Below are 20,261 nucleotides of genomic sequence, written 5' to 3'. Positions count from 1 at the left end.
CATAGTTTATGAGGAGCGTGGCGTCAAAATTCTCGGGCCATTCGCCGTTGCGGCCACCGTGTGTTCCCAGTGCGCAGCCCAAGAGCCGTCCTCGGTGTAGACAGTCCACTCATCATCAGCATCAACGAAGTTGTCTTCGGTGCCCAAGGTAATCAGCGGCTCAATAGCGAGCGTGGAACCTTCTTGGATCAGCGGGCCCCGGTTGGCTTTACCTTCGTTGGGAAGGAAAGGATCTTCGTGCATCGTCCGGCCAATGCCGTGGCCGCCAAAGCCATCGACGATAAAGAGGTCAACATCCCACTTCTCTTCGGCCGCCGCGGTGGCAACCTCGATCGCGTGGGAGATATCGGTCAAGCGGTTGCCCGGCTGCATGGCTTGAATGCCTTGGTCAAGGATCCACGCGGTGGCATCGTTAAGCTTTTGTGCGTTTTCTGCGAGCTCCCCAATGCCGAAGGTCCAGGCGGAGTCCCCTACCCAACCGTCTAAGGTCGCGCCGCAGTCAATGGAGACCAAGTCGCCATCTTTGAGGATGTGCTGATCATTGGGAATGCCGTGGACAATCACGTCATTGACGGAGGTGCAGATACTTCCGGTAAAGCCGCCGTAGCCTAAAAAGGTGGGGACGGCTCCGGCGTCGCGGATGGTTTGTTCCGCTAGGGCGTCAAGCTCCATCGTCGACACCCCGGGTTTGGCAGCCGCACGCACCGCCTGCAGGGTGCGGCCGACAATCTCACCGGCGGCTTGCATGGCATCCAGCTCACCTGGCGTGCGCGCTGGAATTAGGTTCTTGCGGCTGCGTCGTCCCATTTACTTGCCGATGGCTTTCATCGCGGCGTCATTGATCTCGTCGACGGTGCCTTCGGCCTTGATGTCGATGATCTGATCGCCGTAGTGGTCGATCAGTGGCATGGTCTCGTCGCGGTAGACGGACATGCGGGTGCGGATGGTTTCCTCGTTGTCATCGGCGCGGCCACGAGCCAGCATGCGCTCGACGACGACGTCATCGGAGACCTGGAAGTTGAGCACGCCATCCAGGCTCTGGTTGTTCTTGGCCAACAGGTCGTTGAGGATCTCGGCCTGCTCCACCGTGCGAGGGAAGCCATCGAGCAGGAAGCCGTTGGCGGCATCGTCCTGCGACAGGCGATCTTCGACCATGCGCGCGGTGACGTCGGTAGGCACGAGCTTTCCGGCGTCCATGTAGCTTTTAGCTTCTACTCCCAGCGGGGTGCCTTCGCCAATGTTCGCGCGGAAGAGGTCTCCGGTGGAGATGTGGGGAACGTTCAGCTTTTCGCTGAGGATTGCTGCCTGAGTACCTTTGCCAGCACCGGGAGGGCCGAGGAGAACGAGTCGCATTACTTAAGAAGTCCTTCGTAGTTGGATTGGAGTAGTTGGGATTCGATTTGCTTGACCGTGGTCAGTGCCACGGACACAAGAATCAGAATAGCGGTACCGCCGAATGCCGACATGCCACCACCTTGACCTTGGCCACCGACGCCCATGTCGAGCAGGATATTTGGCATCACGGCAATCAGCGCGAGGTAGATAGCACCGACGAAGAGCAAGCGGTTCATGACGAATCCCAAATATTCTGCGGTCGGGCGGCCCGGGCGAATACCTGGGATAAAACCGCCGTAACGCTTCATATTATCTGCTTGTTCGGCCGGATCGTACTGAACGGAGACATAGAAGTAAGAAAAGAAGATCGTCAGTACGAAATACACCAGGATGTACTGCCACGACGATGGCGCTTGCAGCCAGGCGATGACGTTGCGCTGCCACCAGTTATCCGGCGGAGTCGCCTGCGCGGAGTTGACGATCTGAGTAATCAGCACTGGCATGTAAATCAGTGAGGATGCAAAAATCACTGGAATCACGCCGGCTTGGTTAACCTTCAGCGGCAGGTAGGTGGAAGAACCACCGTACTGACGACGGCCGACCATGCGCTTGGCGTACTGAACGGGGATGCGGCGCTGTCCCTGCTCGATAAAGGTAATGCCTGCAACGAGGATGACGACGCCCACGACAACCATGGCGAAGACTAGGCCGCCGTTGTTTTGCAGGATCTGAAGACCGTCGGTAGGCAGGCGCGTGGCAATACCCGCGAAGATCAACAGGGACATGCCGTTGCCGATGCCCTTTTCGGTAATCAGCTCGCCCATCCACATCACGAGGACAGCACCGGAGGTCATGACGAGAACCATGACAATAAGGGTAAAGATATTGCGATCCGGGTTCAGTACTTCTACGCCTTGGCCGAGAAGTTGCTGGCGGTCCGCAAGCGCGACGATGCCGGCTGATTGCAATAATGCTAATGCCAGCGTGAGATAACGCGTGTACTGCGTCATCTTGGATTGGCCGGACTGACCTTCCTTCTTCAGCTGTTCAAAGTGCGGAATCACAACCGTGAGAAGCTGAACAATAATCGAGGCCGTAATATACGGCATGATGCCGATTGCAAATATCGACAACTGCAGCAGCGCTCCGCCTGAGAACAGGTTGATGACCGAATACAGGTCGCCCGATTCTTGGGTGAGCTGACGAAGCTGCGCCGTAATGCTTGCGTAATCCACTCCCGGGGTCGGGATTTGGGCACCGATTCGGTAAGCAATGATCATTACGATGGTGAAAATGATCTTCTTCCGGAGATCGGCGTCCTTAAATGCCTGAATAATGGCGGACACAAATGCCTCCTGAGACTTCCCTACCGGGCCAAGGTTAGGCAGGAGGAAAGCACACTAAATAAAATTTCGCTATCAATTGCGTCTCGTAATGAGCGCTACTTACACAACAGTGAAACACTACCAGCCTTTAGTAGCTAGGTGGTATTTCGGGACCGGTTATGCCTTGGTCAACTTTACCTGCTTGCGCCCGCGAGTTCTCGTTGATGTGATCAAGGACTACCGCGGAGACTTTCGCTGGTTGCGCGCAACAAAACAAGAAAGGGCCTCACCCGAACGTGATGTTCAGATGAAGCCCTCAGTAAGTCTTAAATTAACCTACTACTTGGTTGCGGTGGTGGAACCACCAGCAGCCTCGATCTTTTCTACTGCAGACTTAGAGAACTTGTCTGCGGTGACGTTCAGCTTGACGCTGATTTCGCCTTCGCCCAGAACCTTGACCGGCTGCTTAGCGCGGACCAGGCCAGCGGAAACGAGGTCAGCTACTGCTACCTCGCCACCCTGTGGGAATGCGGTTGCCAAATCTTCAACGTTGACTACCTGGTAGGTAATCTTGTTTGGATTCTTAAAGCCCTTGAGCTTAGGCAGACGCATGTGAATAGGCATCTGGCCACCTTCGAAGGCAGCCGGAACCTGACGACGTGCGCGGGTACCCTTGGTACCGCGGCCGGCAGTCTTGCCCTTTGATGCCTCACCGCGGCCAACGCGGGTCTTCGACGTGTTTGCACCCTTTGATGGGCGCAGATCATGCAGCTTGATGATATCAGCCATGGTTTATCTACTCCCCTGCCACTTCTTCGACGGTGACCAGGTGACGTACCTTATTGGCCATACCACGGATGATCGGGGTGTCCTGCTGAATAACAGAATGACCGATGCGCTTGAGGCCCAAAGCCTCCATGTTTGCGCGGTGGTTTGGCTTGGTGCCTACCAGGCCCTTTACCTGTGTAATCTTCAGAGCCATTGGATTATGCCTCCTGTCCTGCGCGCAGGCGCAGCATACGGGCTGGGGTGACCTCTTCCAAGGACTTGCCACGACGTGCGGCAACCTCTTCAGGGCGGACCAGCTGCTTCAGGCCGTCCACGGTTGCGCGGACGACGTTGAGGGCATTATCGGAGCCGAGAGACTTCGACAGGATGTCCTGGATGCCAGCGCACTCAAGCACTGGACGTGCAGCGCCACCAGCAATAACACCGGTACCAGGTGCGGCAGGCTTCATCATAACGATGCCAGCTGCGTCGCGACCCTGGACTGGGTGGGTGATGGTGCCGCCGACCATAGGAACGCGGAAGAAGTTCTTGCGAGCTTCCTCTGCACCCTTTTGGATAGCAGCAGGTACTTCCTTAGCCTTGCCGTAGCCAACGCCAACCATGCCCTGGCCGTCGCCAACGATGACCAGTGCGGTGAACGACATGTTGCGTCCACCCTTGACGGTCTTGGAGACGCGGTTGATGGTGACAACGCGCTCGATGTACTTATCGCGCTCGTTGTCCTGCGGGTTACGACGATCGTCGCGACGGCCGCGGCCGCCACGGTTGTTGTTGTTTTCGGCGGAGCGTCCGCCGTCACGCTGTTCACGGTCCGACATTAGGCGTTCCTTCCGTTGATGTTTCCGTTGACCATTAGAACTTCAAACCACCTTCGCGAGCCGCGTCTGCAAGAGCTGCGACGCGACCGTGGTACTTGTAGCCTGCGCGGTCGAAGACGACCTTTTCGACTCCAGCTTCCTTGGCACGCGCAGCAATCAGTGCGCCAACCTTGGAGGCCTTAGCCTTCTTGTCGCCTTCCAGTGCGCGCACGTCAGCTTCCATCGAGGATGCAGCAGCCAAGGTGTGGCCTGCGATGTCATCGATAAGCTGAACGTGCATGTGGCGGGAGGAGCGGTGGACAACCAAGCGAGGAGCCGCTGGGGTGCCACGCAGGGTCTTACGGACGCGGAAGTGGCGACGAGCACGTGCTTCGCGACGTCGGGTGGAGATGTCCTTGCCGACTGGGGTGCGCTTTGCGGTTTCAGTGTTTGCCATTGCTTACTTACCCGTCTTTCCGACCTTGCGACGGACCTGCTCGCCTGCGTAACGGATGCCCTTGCCCTTGTAAGGATCGTCCTTACGAAGACGACGGATGTTCGCAGCGATCTGTCCGACGATTTGCTTGTCAATACCGGAGATGGACAACTTGGTGGTGCCATCGGTAGCGAAGGTAATTCCCTCAGGAGCCTCCATGAGGATCGGGTGAGAGTAACCCAGAGCGAACTCCAGGTCCTTACCCTTTTGCGCTACACGGTAGCCGACGCCAAAGATTTCCATCTTGATGGTGAAACCCTCGGTGACACCAACGACGGCGTTGTTGATGAGCGAGCGAGACAGGCCGTGCAGTGCACGGTTCTCACGGTGATCATCAGGACGGACAACGCGAATTTCGTTGTCCTCAACTTCCGCGGTGATTGGAGCTGGGATCTCAACGTGAAGGGTGCCCTTTGGGCCCTTAACCTCAACATTTTGACCGTTGATCTTGGTTTCTACGCCATTCGCCAAAGCGATGGGTGCCTTACCAATTCGTGACATTGTGCATACCTCCCTTTACCAGACGTAGGCGAGGACTTCTCCGCCTACACCCTTCTCGGTAGCCTGACGGTCGGTCAGAAGGCCGTAAGACGTGGAGATGATGGCCACGCCCAGGCCGCCTAGAACCTTTGGCAGGTTAGTGGACTTTGCGTACACACGCAGACCTGGCTTAGACACGCGGCGTAGACCCGAAAGGGAGCGCTCACGGTTGTTGTACTTAAGCTCGAGGGACAGCTGGTGTCCTTCGACGGAGTAGTCAGCGATGTAGCCTTCCTGCTTCAAGATCTCAGCAATGTTTGCCTTGAGCTTGGAGGTCGGCATAGACACGGTGTCGTGCTGCGCATGGTTTGCATTGCGCACGCGCGACAGCATGTCCGCGATTGGATCTGTCATGGTCATAGTTAAGTGACCGTTTGCCTTTCTTGTCGCGGTTCCCTAACCCACCTGCGTTTTCCGTGTGATTTCGGGCTACTTACGCTCCCACCGGTCAATACCGGAGGGCGCTCGCCACCCTTTGATGCATACACGGGCCGCTATTTTGGCGAGGGGCCTACAACAAAGTAGATGTATTAAAATCGTGCTCGGATTAGCCCATCACAGCCGCTTTCGTGCAGGTTAACCGCAACATTGCAGCTTAGCGCTAGTCCGACGTGCTACTTTACCGTTTTAGCTGGCTTTTTCCAAACCCCTGATGTTAATTTCACATATTTCCAATTTGCCCCGACGTACTACAGTGTGGGTATGAGTAAGTCCCCAGATGACAAGGCGGTTCAGACCGCGCACGAGTGGCTGGTGGAGGCCGCCGAGGCCTTAGACCTTCCGCCGGATCACGCCACTTCGCATATTCGCGCTTTGCTTGATCTCACCCGCGATGTCGCGCATAACCGCTCCCGCCCCGCGGCACCATTGACCGCATTTTTAGTCGGCCTAGCGTCAAACAGCCCGGAAGAGGTTGAGGGAAACATCGACAAGATAAGTGCGTTAGTCAATGCCGACTGCACACAAGATAAGGAGAGCTAATGGCAGGGCGTTTGAATCAGAATTATGCAGTCACGCGCATGCGTCGCACCAATGATGGCACGGGCTGGGAACAAGACACCCGCGCCGATACGGTCACTGCGGAAGAGCCGCTAGAGATTCGGGTGGGTGGGCAAACCATGACCACCACCATGCGCACCCCGGGCAATGATATTGAGCTCGCGCACGGCTTTTTGCATTCGGAAGGCCACATTCGCACCGTGGAGGATATCGCCGTGGCACGGTATTGCGCCGGCACGAACGCGCAGGGGGAAAATACCTACAACGTCCTCGACGTGCAGCTAGATAATAACGTGGTTTTGCAGCCAGAGGCAGTTCGCTTGACGATGATGAACTCCGCCTGCGGCGTCTGCGGCACCTCCTCGATAGAAGAGTTAACACAGAAACTTTACCACCCTATTCCCGAACGGGAATTAAATCCGGAGTTGGCGGCGACATTGCCGGATAAGCTGCGGGAATATCAAAAGCAATTTCGCAAGACTGGCGGGATTCACGCGGCGGGTGCCTTTGATTATGACGGCAACCCGATTGTGGTGCGCGAAGATATTGGCCGGCACAACGCGGCCGATAAGGTCATTGGGCATTTGATCATGGAGGGCATGCTGCCGGCCAATGACCTGATCTTGGTTATGAGTTCGCGCGCGTCTTTTGAGCTGGTGCAAAAAGCTGCGATGGCGGGCTTTGGCACGCTGATTGCGGTCTCGGCGGCGTCTTCACTGGCGGTTGATACTGCGCGCGATGTGGGCATGAACCTCGTGGGTTTTGCCCGTGGAGACCGCTTTAATTTATACGCTGGCCGCTTGCAGCAGCCTGCAGCGAAAGAAACGGCGAGTTAATCGCGGTATTCCTTCGGCCCCTTGTTCAGCCAGGCGTACACACCGCCCATGAGCAGTCCGCCGCCGATGAAGTTGCCAATCCAGACCACAACCCAGTTGATGGAAATGGAACCGACAGTCATCGCGGCAGGAATCGGATCGGAGGAAAACAGGGCGATGACCATCACGCAGAAATTGGCGATGACGTGCTCGGTCGACAGACCTACGAAGATCGCAATAATCGGCACGATGACAAAGAACTTCGAGACTACTTCTTTGGCTAAAATGCCGCCGATAATTGCCATGTTGACGACGAAGTTTGCGACCATGCCTTCCACGAGCATTCCGTCGATGGGCTTTTCCACCTTGCCGATGGAAATCGTCGACAGCAAGTGCGTCGGATCCATGTCCGCGAATTTGGCGGACATGCCCAAAGCGGCGCCGATGATGACTACGCCGATAAGATTGTAGATGGTGGTCAAAAAGACCATCCACACACCTTTCCCCCAGCTGTGTTGCTTAGTGGCTGCGCCATAGCAGAAAAACATCATCGAGCCGGTGGCTAGCTCCGCGCCTAAAATCACGATGGAAAATAATCCGAGGCCAAAAAGAGCCGCGAAGACAATGGAGCCTGTCCCCGGCGCTAGATTTTCGGTGACTTGGCCGGCGACGCCAGCAAATGCCGTGCCCAGCGCTAAGTAGGCGCCGGCTAAGATTCCGCGCACAGCAAAGCGCGGCTGGTCCTGGTCGAATAGGACGAGCTTTTTCGAAACACCGGCCTCAATGGACTCGTTTAAACTCACTATTAGTACCTTCCCAATGCATGCAAAATCCTTTAACCGGTAACACTTTAACGGTTAACTAATGGATGCGCCCAATGGGATGGCCGGTAAATAGTTAGCTGATAAGGTTCATCGCCCCCATGGAGGAAAGCTCGTGGGTATTGCACCGTCGCTTCCCGCCCGGTGAGGTGTGATGAATCCTCCCTCGGTAGCGCGCTACTCGCCCGCGTCTTCGTTTCTTGGGATCATCGTCGTTGACGCCGTTGTGATAACGGCACAACATCGTCAGATTCGACGGTGAGGTGTGGCCGCCATTTTTATGGGCGTCGATGTGGTGTACCTGGCACCTATCGGCCGGCACGTTGCAATCAGGCCAGGGGCAGACAAGGTTTTCTGCGGTGGCCACGATGCGCTGTTTCAACGAGGCAAACCGGGTCTCGTAGAGGTTGACGGGGCCAGCCGTTGGGTGAAACAGCCCGGCATACAGGTTCTCACCCAGTGCACCGGCAAGCGCAGCATTGATAAGTTCTGCTCCGGTCATGGTGGTGCCATCCGATAAGCCTACGATGACTTCGTCGCCGTTGCCGCACGATACTTTCGCGAAATCATCCAGGCCGATGGCAATCACGGTGCGGTATTCGGGGCGTAGTACTCCGCCGCTGCCGTCGACTCGTTTCCAGAACGCTTCCAGCAGTGCTGTGGAGCGGGGTTGGTCAGAGGTGTCGGTGGCGTCGAGGGTCTTTTCAAAATCGGTGATGCGCCGCTGGGTATCGGTCACCGTGAGGGTGCGCATGCCGTTGACCGCGCGGCCAATGCGAACCCCGGGTTCTTTTGGCGTCTCGCCGGCTTCCTCTTTGACGCGTTGTGCGCCATAGGCATCGACTTCTTCGAAGCTGCCTTGATGCGCGATGAGTTCTGCGCGGAGTTTCCACGCGGCACCGCGCTTTTTGAGTTTCTTAGCGTGTTTGTTGACCATCAACAAATGCTCCACGCTGAGCCCGCGCTGTTCGGCGAGGGCGACGGAGTCGCGCTGGAGGCGTGGGGAGTCGGCGGGGCCGAAAAGGACATCGGCAAGCGTGGCGTATTGCTTGGCCGTCGACAGCGCGATGCCGGAGCTGGCCACATCGTACGGCGAGCGCTCAGCGATAGCTCGCAGGAGACTCACCCCGTGGCTGTTTAAAAGCACGAATGCTTGGAATATGTCCATGCCTTCGACGTTAAACGGCACGGCACAACGGGCGCGAGGGAAGCATCGACAAGCTGTGGATAACTACGCTGACGCGTCAACGAATGCGGCGAGTTATCCACAAAAAGCAACAACACCCCGTGAACCTCGATTGAGGCTAACGGGGTGTTGAAAGGCTATTTACTTGAAGGGGAAGCCAAGCTCGCGAAGCAGCTTGCGGCCTTCCTCATCGTTGGTAGCGGTGGTAACAACGGTGATGTCCATACCACGTGGGCGGTCAATCTTGTCTACGTCGATTTCGTAGAACATGGTCTGCTCGGCCAGACCGAAGGTGTAGTTACCATTGCCGTCGAACTGCTGGTCCGACAGGCCGCGGAAGTCACGAATACGTGGCAGCGCGATGGTCAGCAGGCGGTCCAAGAACTCCCACATGCGGTCGCCGCGAAGGGTGACGCGGGCACCGATTGGCATGCCTTCGCGCAACTTGAAGTTCGCGATGGACTTACGTGCACGGCGCAGCTGTGGCTTCTGACCGGTAATTGCGGTCAGATCTTCCAAAGCACCGTTAATGACCTTGGCATCACGAGCAGCATCGCCGACGCCCATGTTGACAACAACCTTAACGACGCCAGGGATCTGCATGACGTTGTCGTAGGAGAACTCCTTGTTCAGAGCATCCTTGATTTCCTCGCGGTAGCGAGTCTTTAGACGAGGGGTGTAATTCTCGCTCATGTTTAGATGTCCTTCCCGTTGCTACGCGCGATACGGACCTTCTTGCCGTTTTCATCAAAACGGTAGCCGACGCGGGTCGGGTTGCCCTCGGAGTCCACAATTGCAACGTTAGAAACGTGAATTGGTGCTTCCTGGGTAACAATGCCGCCGGATTCTGCGCCACGCTCTGGAGCAGAATTTGCAACGTGCTTCTTGATGCGGTTAACGCCCTCTACCAGGACGCGCTCACGCTTTGGGTATGCCTCGATGACCTTGCCCTTCGCGCCCTTATCTGGGCCCGAAATGACAATCACCATATCTCCCTTATGAATCTTCATAAGATTAGATCACCTCCGGTGCAAGTGAAACGATCTTCATGAACTTCTTGTCACGAAGCTCACGAGCAACAGGGCCGAAGATGCGGGTACCGCGTGGCTCGCTGTCGTTCTTCAAAATGACAGCTGCGTTTTCGTCGAAGCTGATGTAGGAACCATCTGGGCGACGGGTTTCCTTCTTGGCGCGCACGATAACAGCGCGAACAATTTCGCCCTGCTTAACGTTGCCGCCCGGGGTTGCTTCCTTGACAGTTGCGACAATGGTGTCGCCAATGCCAGCAAAACGTCGTACGGATCCACCGAGGACGCGGATGCACAGAATTTCACGTGCACCTGAGTTATCGGCGACTCGTAGACGCGATTCTTTCTGAATCACTATGGGTCTCCTGACCTGGATTAATGTGTGCCAAAATTTCCGACCTTGACACACGCGGTCTTTTGCTTTCCATGCATTCGCGGGGGCAAAGGCCAAAGCCTTACCCGAGTGAAGTTCGCGTGGTTCGGAAACGCACCACACCGCGCTTTCACCGCGCAATGCAACCTAAGCATTAAACCACACCCGCTACCGCTGCTCCAAATCGCTGAAGTTGCAGGTCAAAACCTCCGGCGACGGCTGTCGCCCGCCAAATCAGGACCCGGCTGGAGCAAACGCCGCGAAGGGATCGGTGACCACTAATTCCCGGTGCACAAAGCGGAATTGTTTCGCAGGCCTGCCCCCTGCCCGACCAGGCCGGGAGAAGCTACCGGTTAATTCCAATTGTCCGCGGCGCTTGAGCACCCGCTGCAAGTTGCTCACCGCTACCGGATACCCCAGCACGGCTTCATAGGCGCGTGCCAAATCAGCCAACGTAAATTCGGCAGGACTTAATGCAAAAGCAATATTGGTATACGACAGTTTCGCTCGCAGCCGCGCCACAGCCTCACGCACAATATCGCCGTGATCAAAGGCCCAGTCTTGTTCAAGGTCGACAAAGGATGCATCGACAAGCTCATCCCATGCAACCAAGCCAACGTGTGTTGTTGCCACGGTGCGGTCATAAGGATCCCGGTCCAAGGAAGAACGGGTGCTCAACTGCTCCATGAAGTTAACCTGCACGCCCACGTGCCGGCGAATGGTCTGCTCAATGGTTTCATCAACTTCCAACGGCCCCGATGGCAATGCCCACTGGCCGGCGAAAGGTTCGCGCTCGCGGCGATGCGCCATGACCTGCAGGCCGCGCCCGGGAGTAGCGCGCAAGACCGCGGCGATGGCCTCATGCCGGTATTTTGCCGCGCCGAGCTCATCGCGCAAGGGACCTCGGGGTTGCGGATTATTCATAAGCCCTCATGATAGCCCTATCATAAGAAGATAACTTCTCATTCGATAAAAGGTGGGCATTCGGTATGACTTCAGGGCGCAATTATCCGCGGCGTTCTTATCAACGCCCGGCTTCCAGGCCGCCGGAATATCACCGTCCCCCACCACGCGAGAAGCGCGGTCGGGGCACGTTAGGCCCGCGCAAGACTTTGCGCCAAAAGCTTGTCGATGCCATCTTCGCCATCCCTCCCCGCATGCGCCTTTATATCGCGATTGCGCTGTTGGTTGTGCTGATTGTCTCGATTACGGCCGTGATAGTTTCCTCGACGGACAATAAGATCGCGGAAGAACCCGTGGCGACGTCGGCTTCTCCGGCACCCTTGGATGTCACCGTGGAGCCTTCGCGGCCGGTGGAGATGTATATCCCGGGGATCGATTTGCACGCCGAATTTGAAAGCAATGATTGCGCGACCAGCGATGGAGCCATTGACCCAGACACAATGTCGGAGGCCTGTGTCTACACTGCCGATGACCGGCCATATTCGCTGCCGGGTACCGATGCCTCGGACATCGTGGTCATCGCAGGCCATACCGGCGCCGGAGTGCCGGCTGTCTTCAATGATCTTTATGACGGCAGCGCGGAGGAGCACCAAGTAAGCATCGGCGATGAGATGTTTATCCGCACCCAGGAATCGGGTGATTTGTGGCTGGTTTATGAAGCCACCGATATGCATGAGCCGGAAAAGTCAGGACTTTCCCAGTCAGAAGAAATCTGGGGCACCTCTGCTACCCCAGGCAGGCTGTTGACCATTAGTTGCATCCAGCCGCCCAACCTTTTGAAAGCTGCAGTAAAAAATGCCGTGGTGGGTTGGCAGTATGACCGAGTCGTTGATGCGATTTAGCAACTTGTTACCAATGTTACGAATGTTAAAGAAGTTTCAATAGTTTCTGGCGTGTCGCTGTGTGACTCCCGTGAATGATGTTGTTAATGTCTCTGGTAGTGCGTGTGGGGCCTATGTGGATCTCGTTCCGCGCATTTTCACACAATTCAAATAGGAGAAACAGTATGAAGCGTCTTGGCACTTCCCTAGCCGCGGCCGCGCTAACTGGCGCAATCGCATTCGCTGGTATTCCAGCAAGTGCATCTGAAGGTGCGGTCCCGCAAGAAACCACCACCCTCGGGGACCGTGGCGTTAACGAAAACAACAACGACGGCGACAATGGTGAGAATGAAGGTGACCGCGAACGTGAACGTGAGCGTGAGCGCGTCAAAGAAGGCGAAACCCCTTATGACGGCGGTTCCAACTCCCGCGTAGAGTGCGCCGACGACGCCAATGCCGAGCTCAACATCAAGTGGGATGGCGAGTTTCCAGAATCCTTCGAGTCTGAAGGCGCTACCTGGTTCAAGCACGAAGATGGCCAGTACTACGTCACCGATTCAGCAAACCTCGAAGGTGAACTGACCGAGCAGGACAAGTTCGAATCTGACCAGGCTGCAGCCAAGAAGTTCGGCTACACCTGTGATTACGAAGGCTCCGACGGCGACCGTGAGGGCGAAGGCGGCGGCGAGGGTGACCGCGAGCGCGAACGTGAGCGCGAGCGCACCCCTGGCAATGAAAACGACCGCGAGGACTGCGAAACCCCTAATAACGGTGGCGGCACCAACGAAGGAAACGGCGAAAACTGCGAGACCACCACTTTAGGTGACCGCGGCATTAACGCTGAGACCGGCGACAACACTGTAGCGCGTGTGCTTGCTGCTCTGGCTGCAATCTCCGTGCTGGGCGCTGCAGCATTTGCTGCACGTCGCTTCTTGACTGCTTAAACTAAGTCTTCAAGCTTTCAAGCTATTTCGCTAGCTAACTTCGAAGCTCCCTTTCCATCACCTATTCGGTGGGAAGGGGGCTTAGTTGTTTGATGCGTGAGGGTGCATCGACAAGCAAAAAGCGACCTACGTGATTGCTCACATAGGTCGCTTTCTCATCCGCGGTTAAAGCGTTGAGAGGGTATAAGTCTTACTTAGCCTTCTCGACGATTTCAACCAAGCGGTGGTGCTTGTCCTTCGACAGAGGACGGCATTCCTGAATCAGAACGCGGTCGCCGATGCCTGCGGTTTCGTCTTCGTCGTGGACCTTAACACGTGGGTTGTTACGCATGATCTTGCCGTACAGTGCGTGCTGCTTACGGTTTTCCAACTCGACAACAATGGTCTTGTTCATCTTGTCGGAAACAACAACGCCGGTACGGTTCTTGCGGTTGCCCTTTTCCTTTTGGGTATCGTTCACAATTGCCTCACTCATAATTATGCCTCAGCTCCCGGAACGACCGACAAACCAAGCTCGCGCTCACGCAGAACGGTGTAGATACGAGCGATTTCGCGCTTGACGGCGCCAATGCGCTGGTTGTTGGTCAACTGACCGGTAGCTTTTTGGAAACGAAGGTTGAACAGTTCTTCCTTCGCATCCGCAAGACGCTTGTCCAGTTCAGCATTGTCGAGCTCGCGGAACTCGTGGGCAGGGGTACCTAGTGCCATTAGAACTGGTCCTCCTTCTTGATGATACGGACCTTGCAAGGCAGCTTCTGGCCTGCACGACGCAGAGCCTCTACTGCAGTAGCCTCATCCGGGTAGGTCATCTCGAAGAGAATGCGACCTGGCTTAACGTTAGCCACCCACTTCTCAACTGGACCCTTACCGGAACCCATACGAACACCAAGTGGCTTCTGGGTCAATGGACGGTCTGGGTAGACGGTGATCCATACCTTGCCACCACGCTTGACGTGGCGGTTGATGGCAATACGTGCTGCCTCAATCTGACGGTTGGTGACGTAAGCAGGCTCCAGAGCCTGGATTGCGTAGTCACCGAAAGTGATGCGGTTACCACCCTTGGACAGACCGCTACGGGTTGGGCGGTGCTGGCGGCGGTACTTTACGCGCTTAGGGATAAGCATGAATTAGCCCTCCTGCTTCTGTGCACGCTGGCGGCGCTGGCCACCACGGCGTGGACGGCCGCCACGGTCACCGCGGTTGCGGCCCTGTGACGGAGCGTTCAGTTCGGACTCGCGCACGCCACCGACAACGTCGCCCTTGTAGATCCACACCTTGACGCCAATGCGGCCGAAAGTGGTGTGTGCTTCTGCAAAGCCGTAGTCGATCTCCGCGCGAAGGGTGTGCAGTGGAACGCGACCTTCGTGGTAGCGCTCGGTGCGGGACATTTCAGCGCCGCCCAGACGACCAGAAGTCAAGACCTTGATGCCCTTGACCTGTGGCTGACGCATAGCGCCCTGAATAGCCTTGCGCATCGCGCGACGGAAAGCCACGCGGTTGACAAGCTGTTCTGCGATGGACTGCGCAACCAGGGTTGCGTTGGCGTCGACCTGCTTGACCTCAAGGATGTTGAGGGCAACCATCTTGCCGGTGAGCTTTTCCAGCTCGCGGCGAATACGGTCAGCCTCAGCGCCACGACGGCCAATCACGATGCCCGGACGAGCAGTGTGAATGTCGACGCGAACGCGATCGCGGGTGCGCTCGATGACGACGTCGGCGATGCCGGCGCGCTCGAGACCCTTGGAGAGGTACTCGCGGATCTTGATGTCTTCGGCTACGTAGTTTGCGTAGTCCTTGTCGGCAAACCAGTGGGTCTTCCAGTCGGAAGTGATGCCCAAACGTAGGCCGTGAGGATGGATTTTCTGGCCCATTACTTGGCCCCTTCCTTCTGGCTCTCGACCACCACGGTGATGTGGCTGGTGCGCTTACGGATCATGAATGCACGGCCCTGGGCGCGTGGCTGGAAGCGACGCATGGTTGGACCCTCGTTGGCGTAAGCCTCGGAGATGACCAGGGTGCGTGGGTCCAGACCGAAGTTGTTCTCAGCGTTAGCTGCAGCAGAAGCTACAACCTTTGCCACTGGCTTAGCAGCACCCTGTGGGGCGTACTTCAAGATAGCAAGAGCTTCGGATACGGACTTGCCGCGAACCAAATCGATTACGCGACGTGCCTTCATTGGGGTTACGCGAACGAAACGGGCCGTTGCGGATGCGGAGGTGATGGTGTCACTCATCGCTTATCGACGTCCCTTCTTATCTTCCTTGACGTGACCCTTGAAGGTCTTGGTTGGTGCGAACTCGCCGAGCTTGTGGCCGACCATGGAGTCATCAATGAAAACTGGGACATGCTTACGACCGTCGTGGACGGCGAAGGTGTGACCAATGAAATCAGGGAGAATGGTCGAGCGGCGAGACCAGGTCTTGATGACCTGCTTGGTGTTTGCCTCGTTCTGAGCATCCACCTTGTTGAGGAGGTGCTCATCTACGAATGGGCCTTTCTTAAGGCTGCGTGGCATTGTTTACCTCCTCTTAGCGCTTCTTGTTCGGACGACGACGTCGTACGATCATGTTGTTGGAGTAACGGTTCGGGTTGCGGGTGCGACCCTCCTTGTGACCCCAAGGGGATACTGGGTGACGGCCACCAGAAGTCTTACCTTCACCACCACCGTGTGGGTGGTCGATTGGGTTCATGACAACACCACGAACGGATGGGCGAACGCCCTTCCAGCGCATACGGCCAGCCTTGCCCCAGCTGATGTTCATCTGGTCAGCGTTGCCGACCTCACCAACGGTTGCGCGGCAGCGGATGTCAACGCGGCGGATTTCGGAAGATGGCATACGCAAGATGGCGTACTTGCCTTCCTTACCCAGCAGCTGGATGGAAGAACCAGCGGAGCGTGCAAGCTTTGCACCAGCGCCTGGCTTCAGTTCCACAGCGTGGATGATGGTACCGGTTGGGATGTTGCGCAGTGGCAGGTTGTTACCAACCTTGATGTCGGCATTAGCGCCGGCCTCAACAACAGCACCCTGCTTCAGGTTCTTCGGAGCGATGATATAGCGCTTCTCGCCATCGAAGTAGTGCAGCAAAGCAATGTTTGCGGTGCGGTTCGGGTCGTACTCGATGTGAGCGACCTTTGCCGGAACGCCGTCCTTGTCGTGACGACGGAAGTCGATCAGACGGTAACGACGCTTGTGGCCACCGCCGATGTGGCGGGTGGTGATGCGGCCGTAGTTGTTACGGCCACCAGTCTTAGAAATTGGGCGCAGCAGAGACTTTTCCGGGGTCGAACGAGTGATCTCTTCGAACATGGAAACGGAGCTCTGGCGGCGACCCGGAGTTGTCGGCTTGTACTTACGAATAGCCATAATTATTCCTTACCTCTCGACTTTCCTCTTAGGCGCTTGCGCCGAAGATGTCGATGGAGTCGCTGCCTTCACGGAGAGTCACGTAGGCGCGCTTGGTGGACTTACGTACGCCGAAACCGGTGCGGGTGCGCTTGCGCTTGCCCTCGCGGTTAACGGTGTTAACGGAGTCGACCTTCACGCCGAAGATCTTCTCTACGGCATCTTTAATCTGGGACTTGTTGGAATCCGTGGCGACGTAGAACGTGTAGACGTTCTGCTCCATCAGACCGTAGGACTTTTCAGACACTACTGGTGCGAGGATGATGTCGCGTGGGTTAACAGTCTTAGGCATTGTTGGCCTCCTTAGCCTCATCCTTGCCGCCTGCGCGGTTGATGAAGGAGTGCAGAGCCTCAACGGAGAACACAACGTCATCAGCGTTGAGAACGTCGTAGGTGTTCAGCTGACCAGCGTCCAGGATGTGAACGTTAGGCAGGTTGTTGGCGCTGCGGCGAGCATTCAGGTCTTCACGGCCAACGACGAGCAAGATGGTCTTGCGGTCAGTCAGACGCTCGATGAATGCCTTGGCAGACTTGGTAGATGGGGTCTGGCCAGCTACCAATTCTTCGATTACGTGAATGCGCTCGTTGCGAGCACGGTCAGACAGAGCACCGAAGAGAGCAGCCTTGATCATCTTCTTAGGGGTGCGCTGTGCGTAGTCGCGTGGCTTCGGGCCGTGTACAGTGCCGCCACCAGTGTAATGAGGTGCGCGGATGGAGCCCTGGCGTGCGCGACCAGTACCCTTCTGACGGAAAGGCTTACGGCCACCGCCGCGAACCTCGCCACGGGTCTTGGTCGAGTGGGTGCCCTGACGAGCAGCAGCAAGCTGAGCGTTGACAACCTGGTGCATCAAAGCGATGGACACCTCGGCGTCAAAGATCTCGGCCGGCAACTCGACAGAGCCATTGGTTTTACCTTCAGCAGTCTGAACGTCTAGCTTAAGGTTGCTCATGCGTGTGCACCGCCCTTCACTGCGGTCTTGACGGTGACGAGGCCACCGCGAACACCAGGGATTGCACCCTTGATGAGCAGCAGGTTGGACTCGGCATCGATCTTCTGAATCTTAAGGTTCTGCGTGGTTACGCGATCGGAACCCATGCGGCCAGCCATGCGCTTGCCCTTGAAGACGCGGCCTGGGGTAGCAGCGCCGCCAATACCACCGACGCGGCGGTGAGCAGCCTGGTTACCGTGAGCAGCGCCCTGACCAGCAAATCCGTGGCGCTTCATAGCACCAGCGTAGCCGTGACCCTTGGAGGTACCGGTAACGTCAACAAAGGTGATGCCTTCGAAGACCTCAACGGTAACGTCCTGGCCGACCTCGTAAGCAGTGACATCATCCATGCGGATTTCTGCTACGTGGCGACGTGGGGTTACACCAGCCTTTTTGAAGTGGCCGGATGCTGGCTTGTTTGCCTTGCGTGGGTCGATCTCGCCATAGGCGATCTGGATAGCGTTGTAGCCATCGTTTTCTACGGTGCGAATCTGGGTCACAACGCATGGCCCAGCCTCGACGACGGTTACCGGTACTACGCGGTTCTCCTCGTCGAAGACCTGAGTCATGCCGAGCTTCTTGCCCAGAATGCCCTTGATCTCGTTAGTCATTATTATTTCTCCACCAAAGTTTTATTCGTCGATCACTGGATATTGACGTCGACACTTGCCGGAAGGTCGATGCGCATAAGAGCGTCAACGGTCTTCGGGGTTGGGTCGAGAATGTCAATGAGGCGCTTGTGGGTGCGCATCTCGAAGTGCTCGCGAGAGTCCTTGTACTTGTGTGGAGAACGAATAACGGCGTATACGTTCTTCTCGGTCGGTAGTGGCACCGGGCCGACAACACGAGCACCCGTGCGGGTTACCGTCTCAACGATCTTCTTTGCAGAAGCGTCGATTGCCTCGTGATCGTAGGCCTTCAGCCGAATGCGGATTTTTTGTCCCGCCACGCTTATCCTCTTCCTCGCTTCCCCACTTTCACATTCCCGGCGTATCCGGGGCGCGAAGCGGTGGGAAATTGCTTCTCGATGTTCTCTATAACGTTGTCCGGGCAAAGAGCCTGGTGCCAACGCCAGTTTGATTCTGACTTACACAACAGCGACTGCAACCTGGCAAACGCGCAGGCACAGTACTGGTTCATAGTGAGCCAAAATCCGGAAGGGGATGGTGTAGTCACGCATTATGCGTGGCACGCAAAAATCCCTTACGTATACTGCCGCTGTTCATTTGCCATGCTCCTTCTCCGGTCTGGCGTCTCGGGTTGTCTCTGCTTCAGCGCGGACATCGCCCGATATAACCAGCCTTCCCGTCGTTGCACTTCCGTACTGACATCGAAGGTGTCATGTTCACCTCACCAGCGCCGTTTAGTACACGGTCGAAACCGTGCGCCTTACGACGTGTTAAGGCAACCTATGTATTTAAGCATGCTACGGCACATTTTCCAAACCATTTTTTAAAACGTTAGGAATTTCACTTCTTACCACAGCCAGCACCGATCTAACGGCACTCGCACCAAACGCTATTTATGTTCGTGGGAAAACTTCCGGTAACGATTGTGTCTATTTTCGTTAAAGATTTCCCCGGTCCGGCTCCCAGGCAGGCATTATTACGTAGGCTTTATTGTGTTCCCCTTTGTTTCAAGGGCGCGAACGCTGAAATTTCCTAAGTATCCAATGAAAGCGAGTGAAATACCATGGCTGACAACAACACTAACGACACCCCAACCCCAAAGACTGTTGCGGAAGCAACCACCGGCGCAACCACTGATGCGGTTGAAAGCCCACGCAAGGTCAATGAGAACTTGGAAACCGAGTACGGTACCACCACCATCGATAATGCTGTTGTCTCCAAGATCGCCGGCATCGCTGCGCGTGAGGTATCCGGCGTTGCTGCCCTCGGTGGCGGCGGCGCCCGCTTGGTAGGCACCATCCGTGAGTCCTTCGGCGGCAATGAAGACGTCCGCCAGGGTGTCTCCGTCACGGTAGAAGAAGGAGTGTCCTCCATTGAGGTCGCCATCATCGCGGAATACGGTGTTGCCATACACGAACTGGCTGAGGCTATCCGCCGCAACATCATCAACGCCATCGAGCGCATGACGGGCTTGGATGTCGAGCGCGTGGACGTGGTTGTCCACGACGTCAAGCTGCCTAATGAAAAGGTTGAAGACTCCCAGGACGAGTCCGATAACAACAATGCGGCTGTCGCAGCACAGCAAAACCCAGCCATCAACCACTTCTAATCTCTCCTGGCGTAAGTAGAAGTAGAACGGAAGTCTTGGTTATGACATCTGCCGGCACCTCTTTGCCGCAAGGGCACCAGTTCCAACTCGACTTGGACACCGCGCAACGCATTAAAGATGCGGTGGTGAGCCTTGATGGCGTCGCTGAGTTATCAGCCGGGTCTTTCGGCGAGGTCTCGTTGCTGTTCGCAGGGGCGCGGGTAGGCGGCATTCGCAAACCTTCCCCCCGCGAAGACACAGTTATTGAAATTCACGTCGTCGTTGATGTCTCCGCAGAAAAGGTATTGCAGGAACTTGGAGCAGAGATCCGGCAAGCGGCTATGGCTGCTTGCTCGGAGCTGACCCGCGTTGATGTCATCTTTGCCGACGCCATCTCTGGCACAAATACGTAAAGAGCC

The 20,261-nt window shown here is 56.5% G+C and carries 32 protein-coding genes; 6 read left to right on the top strand and 26 right to left on the bottom strand.

The genetic code is table 11. The features are described 5' to 3' along the window. Positions 1-6: 6 nt before the first annotated feature. From map to rpsH, 9 genes are all read right to left on the bottom strand, one after another. Positions 7-807, bottom strand: coding sequence for a type I methionyl aminopeptidase (gene map / locus CAMM_RS02525; protein ID WP_003848304.1), 801 nt, complete (start codon positions 805-807; stop codon positions 7-9). Then, positions 808-1,353 carry an adenylate kinase gene (locus CAMM_RS02520; RefSeq protein ID WP_003848305.1) on the bottom strand — a complete coding sequence of 182 codons (546 nt, stop codon included), beginning with the start codon at positions 1,351-1,353 and terminating at the stop codon, positions 808-810. It abuts the gene before it with no gap. Then, positions 1,353-2,681, bottom strand: coding sequence for a preprotein translocase subunit SecY (gene secY, locus CAMM_RS02515; RefSeq protein ID WP_075761511.1), 1,329 nt, complete (start codon positions 2,679-2,681; stop codon positions 1,353-1,355). The genes CAMM_RS02520 and secY overlap by 1 nt, the downstream gene beginning before the upstream one ends. 318 nt (positions 2,682-2,999) lie before the next feature. Further along, positions 3,000-3,449, bottom strand: a complete 450-nt coding sequence (gene rplO / locus CAMM_RS02510) for a 50S ribosomal protein L15 (RefSeq protein ID WP_003848312.1) — start codon at positions 3,447-3,449, stop codon at positions 3,000-3,002. A 7-nt stretch (positions 3,450-3,456) separates the two neighbouring features. Continuing rightward, positions 3,457-3,642, bottom strand: a complete 186-nt coding sequence (gene rpmD, locus CAMM_RS02505) for a 50S ribosomal protein L30 (protein ID WP_003848313.1) — start codon at positions 3,640-3,642, stop codon at positions 3,457-3,459. A gap of 4 nt (positions 3,643-3,646) precedes the next feature. Continuing rightward, complete coding sequence (gene rpsE / locus CAMM_RS02500; protein WP_003848315.1) at positions 3,647-4,267, bottom strand: 30S ribosomal protein S5; 621 nt, start codon at positions 4,265-4,267, stop codon at positions 3,647-3,649. A gap of 34 nt (positions 4,268-4,301) precedes the next feature. Further along, positions 4,302-4,703: a 50S ribosomal protein L18 gene (rplR, locus tag CAMM_RS02495; protein ID WP_040355942.1), complete on the bottom strand. Its 402-nt coding sequence runs from the start codon at positions 4,701-4,703 to the stop codon at positions 4,302-4,304. 3 nt (positions 4,704-4,706) lie between these two features. After that, positions 4,707-5,243: a 50S ribosomal protein L6 gene (rplF, locus tag CAMM_RS02490; protein WP_003848320.1), complete on the bottom strand. Its 537-nt coding sequence runs from the start codon at positions 5,241-5,243 to the stop codon at positions 4,707-4,709. A 15-nt stretch (positions 5,244-5,258) separates the two neighbouring features. Further along, positions 5,259-5,642 carry a 30S ribosomal protein S8 gene (gene rpsH, locus CAMM_RS02485; protein ID WP_003848323.1) on the bottom strand — a complete coding sequence of 128 codons (384 nt, stop codon included), beginning with the start codon at positions 5,640-5,642 and terminating at the stop codon, positions 5,259-5,261. Between the two features lie 342 nt (positions 5,643-5,984). On the opposite strand from rpsH, the gene CAMM_RS02480 reads away from it, so the two are divergent. Next, a complete protein-coding gene (locus CAMM_RS02480) occupies positions 5,985-6,263 on the top strand; it encodes a DUF6457 domain-containing protein (protein WP_003848325.1) in 279 nt (92 codons plus the stop codon). After that, positions 6,263-7,117: a formate dehydrogenase accessory sulfurtransferase FdhD gene (gene fdhD / locus CAMM_RS02475; protein WP_003848327.1), complete on the top strand. Its 855-nt coding sequence runs from the start codon at positions 6,263-6,265 to the stop codon at positions 7,115-7,117. The genes CAMM_RS02480 and fdhD overlap by 1 nt, the downstream gene beginning before the upstream one ends. On the opposite strand, the gene CAMM_RS02470 is transcribed toward fdhD, so the two are convergent. From CAMM_RS02470 to CAMM_RS02445, 6 genes are all read right to left on the bottom strand, one after another. Then, the gene (locus CAMM_RS02470; RefSeq protein WP_003848328.1) at positions 7,114-7,899 is read right to left on the bottom strand and encodes a formate/nitrite transporter family protein; all 786 of its coding nucleotides are present in this window, start codon (positions 7,897-7,899) and stop codon (positions 7,114-7,116) included. The genes fdhD and CAMM_RS02470 overlap by 4 nt on opposite strands. A gap of 94 nt (positions 7,900-7,993) precedes the next feature. Then, entirely contained in the window at positions 7,994-9,085 is a 1,092-nt protein-coding gene (locus CAMM_RS02465; RefSeq protein ID WP_075761510.1) for an HNH endonuclease signature motif containing protein, read from the bottom strand. A gap of 159 nt (positions 9,086-9,244) precedes the next feature. Further along, complete coding sequence (gene rplE / locus CAMM_RS02460; protein ID WP_003848105.1) at positions 9,245-9,796, bottom strand: 50S ribosomal protein L5; 552 nt, start codon at positions 9,794-9,796, stop codon at positions 9,245-9,247. Positions 9,797-9,798: 2 nt separating this feature from the next. Further along, complete coding sequence (gene rplX, locus CAMM_RS02455) at positions 9,799-10,113, bottom strand: 50S ribosomal protein L24 (protein ID WP_003848104.1); 315 nt, start codon at positions 10,111-10,113, stop codon at positions 9,799-9,801. A 4-nt stretch (positions 10,114-10,117) separates the two neighbouring features. Beyond that, on the bottom strand, positions 10,118-10,486 hold the full coding sequence (gene rplN, locus CAMM_RS02450) for a 50S ribosomal protein L14 (protein WP_040355831.1): 369 nt from the start codon (positions 10,484-10,486) through the stop codon (positions 10,118-10,120). A gap of 252 nt (positions 10,487-10,738) precedes the next feature. Then, on the bottom strand, positions 10,739-11,428 hold the full coding sequence (locus tag CAMM_RS02445; RefSeq protein WP_003848102.1) for an NUDIX hydrolase: 690 nt from the start codon (positions 11,426-11,428) through the stop codon (positions 10,739-10,741). A 65-nt stretch (positions 11,429-11,493) separates the two neighbouring features. Between CAMM_RS02445 and CAMM_RS02440 the strand changes: the two genes are divergently transcribed. Continuing rightward, the gene (locus CAMM_RS02440; RefSeq protein WP_040355828.1) at positions 11,494-12,309 is read left to right on the top strand and encodes a sortase family protein; all 816 of its coding nucleotides are present in this window, start codon (positions 11,494-11,496) and stop codon (positions 12,307-12,309) included. Between the two features lie 164 nt (positions 12,310-12,473). After that, on the top strand, positions 12,474-13,232 hold the full coding sequence (locus CAMM_RS02435) for a hypothetical protein (protein ID WP_003848100.1): 759 nt from the start codon (positions 12,474-12,476) through the stop codon (positions 13,230-13,232). Positions 13,233-13,422: 190 nt separating this feature from the next. Here the strand turns inward: CAMM_RS02435 and rpsQ are convergent, their stop codons facing one another. The 11 genes from rpsQ to rpsJ are packed head-to-tail and all read right to left on the bottom strand — an operon-like array spanning position 13,423 to position 18,574. Next, positions 13,423-13,707, bottom strand: coding sequence for a 30S ribosomal protein S17 (rpsQ, locus tag CAMM_RS02430; protein ID WP_003848099.1), 285 nt, complete (start codon positions 13,705-13,707; stop codon positions 13,423-13,425). 2 nt (positions 13,708-13,709) lie between these two features. Continuing rightward, entirely contained in the window at positions 13,710-13,940 is a 231-nt protein-coding gene (gene rpmC / locus CAMM_RS02425) for a 50S ribosomal protein L29 (protein ID WP_003848097.1), read from the bottom strand. Then, complete coding sequence (gene rplP, locus CAMM_RS02420) at positions 13,940-14,356, bottom strand: 50S ribosomal protein L16 (RefSeq protein ID WP_003848096.1); 417 nt, start codon at positions 14,354-14,356, stop codon at positions 13,940-13,942. Before rplP ends, rpmC begins: the two co-directional genes overlap by 1 nt. A 3-nt stretch (positions 14,357-14,359) precedes the next feature. Next, complete coding sequence (gene rpsC / locus CAMM_RS02415) at positions 14,360-15,103, bottom strand: 30S ribosomal protein S3 (RefSeq protein WP_003848095.1); 744 nt, start codon at positions 15,101-15,103, stop codon at positions 14,360-14,362. After that, complete coding sequence (gene rplV / locus CAMM_RS02410; protein ID WP_003848094.1) at positions 15,103-15,465, bottom strand: 50S ribosomal protein L22; 363 nt, start codon at positions 15,463-15,465, stop codon at positions 15,103-15,105. The genes rpsC and rplV overlap by 1 nt, the downstream gene beginning before the upstream one ends. 3 nt (positions 15,466-15,468) lie before the next feature. Next, entirely contained in the window at positions 15,469-15,747 is a 279-nt protein-coding gene (gene rpsS / locus CAMM_RS02405; RefSeq protein WP_003848093.1) for a 30S ribosomal protein S19, read from the bottom strand. Between the two features lie 13 nt (positions 15,748-15,760). Next, positions 15,761-16,597, bottom strand: coding sequence for a 50S ribosomal protein L2 (gene rplB / locus CAMM_RS02400; RefSeq protein WP_040355823.1), 837 nt, complete (start codon positions 16,595-16,597; stop codon positions 15,761-15,763). 28 nt (positions 16,598-16,625) lie between these two features. Then, positions 16,626-16,928, bottom strand: a complete 303-nt coding sequence (gene rplW / locus CAMM_RS02395) for a 50S ribosomal protein L23 (RefSeq protein WP_003848089.1) — start codon at positions 16,926-16,928, stop codon at positions 16,626-16,628. Further along, the gene (rplD, locus tag CAMM_RS02390) at positions 16,921-17,586 is read right to left on the bottom strand and encodes a 50S ribosomal protein L4 (protein WP_003848087.1); all 666 of its coding nucleotides are present in this window, start codon (positions 17,584-17,586) and stop codon (positions 16,921-16,923) included. Before rplD ends, rplW begins: the two co-directional genes overlap by 8 nt. Then, positions 17,583-18,239 carry a 50S ribosomal protein L3 gene (gene rplC, locus CAMM_RS02385; protein ID WP_147581028.1) on the bottom strand — a complete coding sequence of 219 codons (657 nt, stop codon included), beginning with the start codon at positions 18,237-18,239 and terminating at the stop codon, positions 17,583-17,585. Before rplC ends, rplD begins: the two co-directional genes overlap by 4 nt. Positions 18,240-18,268: 29 nt before the next feature. Continuing rightward, positions 18,269-18,574 (bottom strand): 30S ribosomal protein S10, encoded by a 306-nt coding sequence (rpsJ, locus tag CAMM_RS02380; RefSeq protein WP_003848085.1) that lies wholly within the window; start codon positions 18,572-18,574, stop codon positions 18,269-18,271. Positions 18,575-19,317: 743 nt separating this feature from the next. Here rpsJ and CAMM_RS02375 point away from each other — a divergent pair. Then, positions 19,318-19,863 carry an Asp23/Gls24 family envelope stress response protein gene (locus CAMM_RS02375; RefSeq protein ID WP_003848071.1) on the top strand — a complete coding sequence of 182 codons (546 nt, stop codon included), beginning with the start codon at positions 19,318-19,320 and terminating at the stop codon, positions 19,861-19,863. Between the two features lie 41 nt (positions 19,864-19,904). After that, positions 19,905-20,255 carry a hypothetical protein gene (locus CAMM_RS02370; RefSeq protein ID WP_003848070.1) on the top strand — a complete coding sequence of 117 codons (351 nt, stop codon included), beginning with the start codon at positions 19,905-19,907 and terminating at the stop codon, positions 20,253-20,255. Positions 20,256-20,261 lie beyond the last annotated feature (6 nt).

Origin of the sequence: Corynebacterium ammoniagenes DSM 20306, from assembly GCF_001941425.1 — a bacterium.
Taxonomy (GTDB): Bacteria; Actinomycetota; Actinomycetes; order Mycobacteriales; family Mycobacteriaceae; genus Corynebacterium; species Corynebacterium ammoniagenes.
Note: the sequence above shows the minus strand (reverse complement) of the source record. Positions and strands in the feature narration are given on the sequence as shown.

Coding starts and splice junctions, on each gene's coding strand:
- rplE (WP_003848105.1), bottom strand. CDS start 9,796: ATGAGCGAGAATTACACCCCTCGTCTAAAGACTCGCTACCGCGAGGAA.
- rpsC (WP_003848095.1), bottom strand. CDS start 15,103: ATGGGCCAGAAAATCCATCCTCACGGCCTACGTTTGGGCATCACTTCC.
- rplW (WP_003848089.1), bottom strand. CDS start 16,928: ATGCCTAAGACTGTTAACCCACGCGACATCATCCTCGCACCAGTAGTG.
- rpsQ (WP_003848099.1), bottom strand. CDS start 13,707: ATGAGTGAGGCAATTGTGAACGATACCCAAAAGGAAAAGGGCAACCGC.
- CAMM_RS02480 (WP_003848325.1), top strand. CDS start 5,985: ATGAGTAAGTCCCCAGATGACAAGGCGGTTCAGACCGCGCACGAGTGG.
- CAMM_RS02435 (WP_003848100.1), top strand. CDS start 12,474: ATGAAGCGTCTTGGCACTTCCCTAGCCGCGGCCGCGCTAACTGGCGCA.
- rplD (WP_003848087.1), bottom strand. CDS start 17,586: ATGAGCAACCTTAAGCTAGACGTTCAGACTGCTGAAGGTAAAACCAAT.
- CAMM_RS02445 (WP_003848102.1), bottom strand. CDS start 11,428: ATGAATAATCCGCAACCCCGAGGTCCCTTGCGCGATGAGCTCGGCGCG.
- rplO (WP_003848312.1), bottom strand. CDS start 3,449: ATGGCTGATATCATCAAGCTGCATGATCTGCGCCCATCAAAGGGTGCA.
- rpmC (WP_003848097.1), bottom strand. CDS start 13,940: ATGGCACTAGGTACCCCTGCCCACGAGTTCCGCGAGCTCGACAATGCT.
- rpsH (WP_003848323.1), bottom strand. CDS start 5,642: ATGACCATGACAGATCCAATCGCGGACATGCTGTCGCGCGTGCGCAAT.
- fdhD (WP_003848327.1), top strand. CDS start 6,263: ATGGCAGGGCGTTTGAATCAGAATTATGCAGTCACGCGCATGCGTCGC.
- CAMM_RS02375 (WP_003848071.1), top strand. CDS start 19,318: ATGGCTGACAACAACACTAACGACACCCCAACCCCAAAGACTGTTGCG.
- map (WP_003848304.1), bottom strand. CDS start 807: ATGGGACGACGCAGCCGCAAGAACCTAATTCCAGCGCGCACGCCAGGT.
- CAMM_RS02465 (WP_075761510.1), bottom strand. CDS start 9,085: ATGGACATATTCCAAGCATTCGTGCTTTTAAACAGCCACGGGGTGAGT.
- CAMM_RS02370 (WP_003848070.1), top strand. CDS start 19,905: ATGACATCTGCCGGCACCTCTTTGCCGCAAGGGCACCAGTTCCAACTC.
- CAMM_RS02440 (WP_040355828.1), top strand. CDS start 11,494: ATGACTTCAGGGCGCAATTATCCGCGGCGTTCTTATCAACGCCCGGCT.
- rpsE (WP_003848315.1), bottom strand. CDS start 4,267: ATGTCGGACCGTGAACAGCGTGACGGCGGACGCTCCGCCGAAAACAAC.
- rpmD (WP_003848313.1), bottom strand. CDS start 3,642: ATGGCTCTGAAGATTACACAGGTAAAGGGCCTGGTAGGCACCAAGCCA.
- rplP (WP_003848096.1), bottom strand. CDS start 14,356: ATGCTTATCCCTAAGCGCGTAAAGTACCGCCGCCAGCACCGCCCAACC.
- rpsS (WP_003848093.1), bottom strand. CDS start 15,747: ATGCCACGCAGCCTTAAGAAAGGCCCATTCGTAGATGAGCACCTCCTC.
- rplB (WP_040355823.1), bottom strand. CDS start 16,597: ATGGCTATTCGTAAGTACAAGCCGACAACTCCGGGTCGCCGCCAGAGC.
- rplX (WP_003848104.1), bottom strand. CDS start 10,113: ATGAAGATTCATAAGGGAGATATGGTGATTGTCATTTCGGGCCCAGAT.
- CAMM_RS02520 (WP_003848305.1), bottom strand. CDS start 1,353: ATGCGACTCGTTCTCCTCGGCCCTCCCGGTGCTGGCAAAGGTACTCAG.
- rplV (WP_003848094.1), bottom strand. CDS start 15,465: ATGAGTGACACCATCACCTCCGCATCCGCAACGGCCCGTTTCGTTCGC.
- rplR (WP_040355942.1), bottom strand. CDS start 4,703: ATGGCAAACACTGAAACCGCAAAGCGCACCCCAGTCGGCAAGGACATC.
- rplF (WP_003848320.1), bottom strand. CDS start 5,243: ATGTCACGAATTGGTAAGGCACCCATCGCTTTGGCGAATGGCGTAGAA.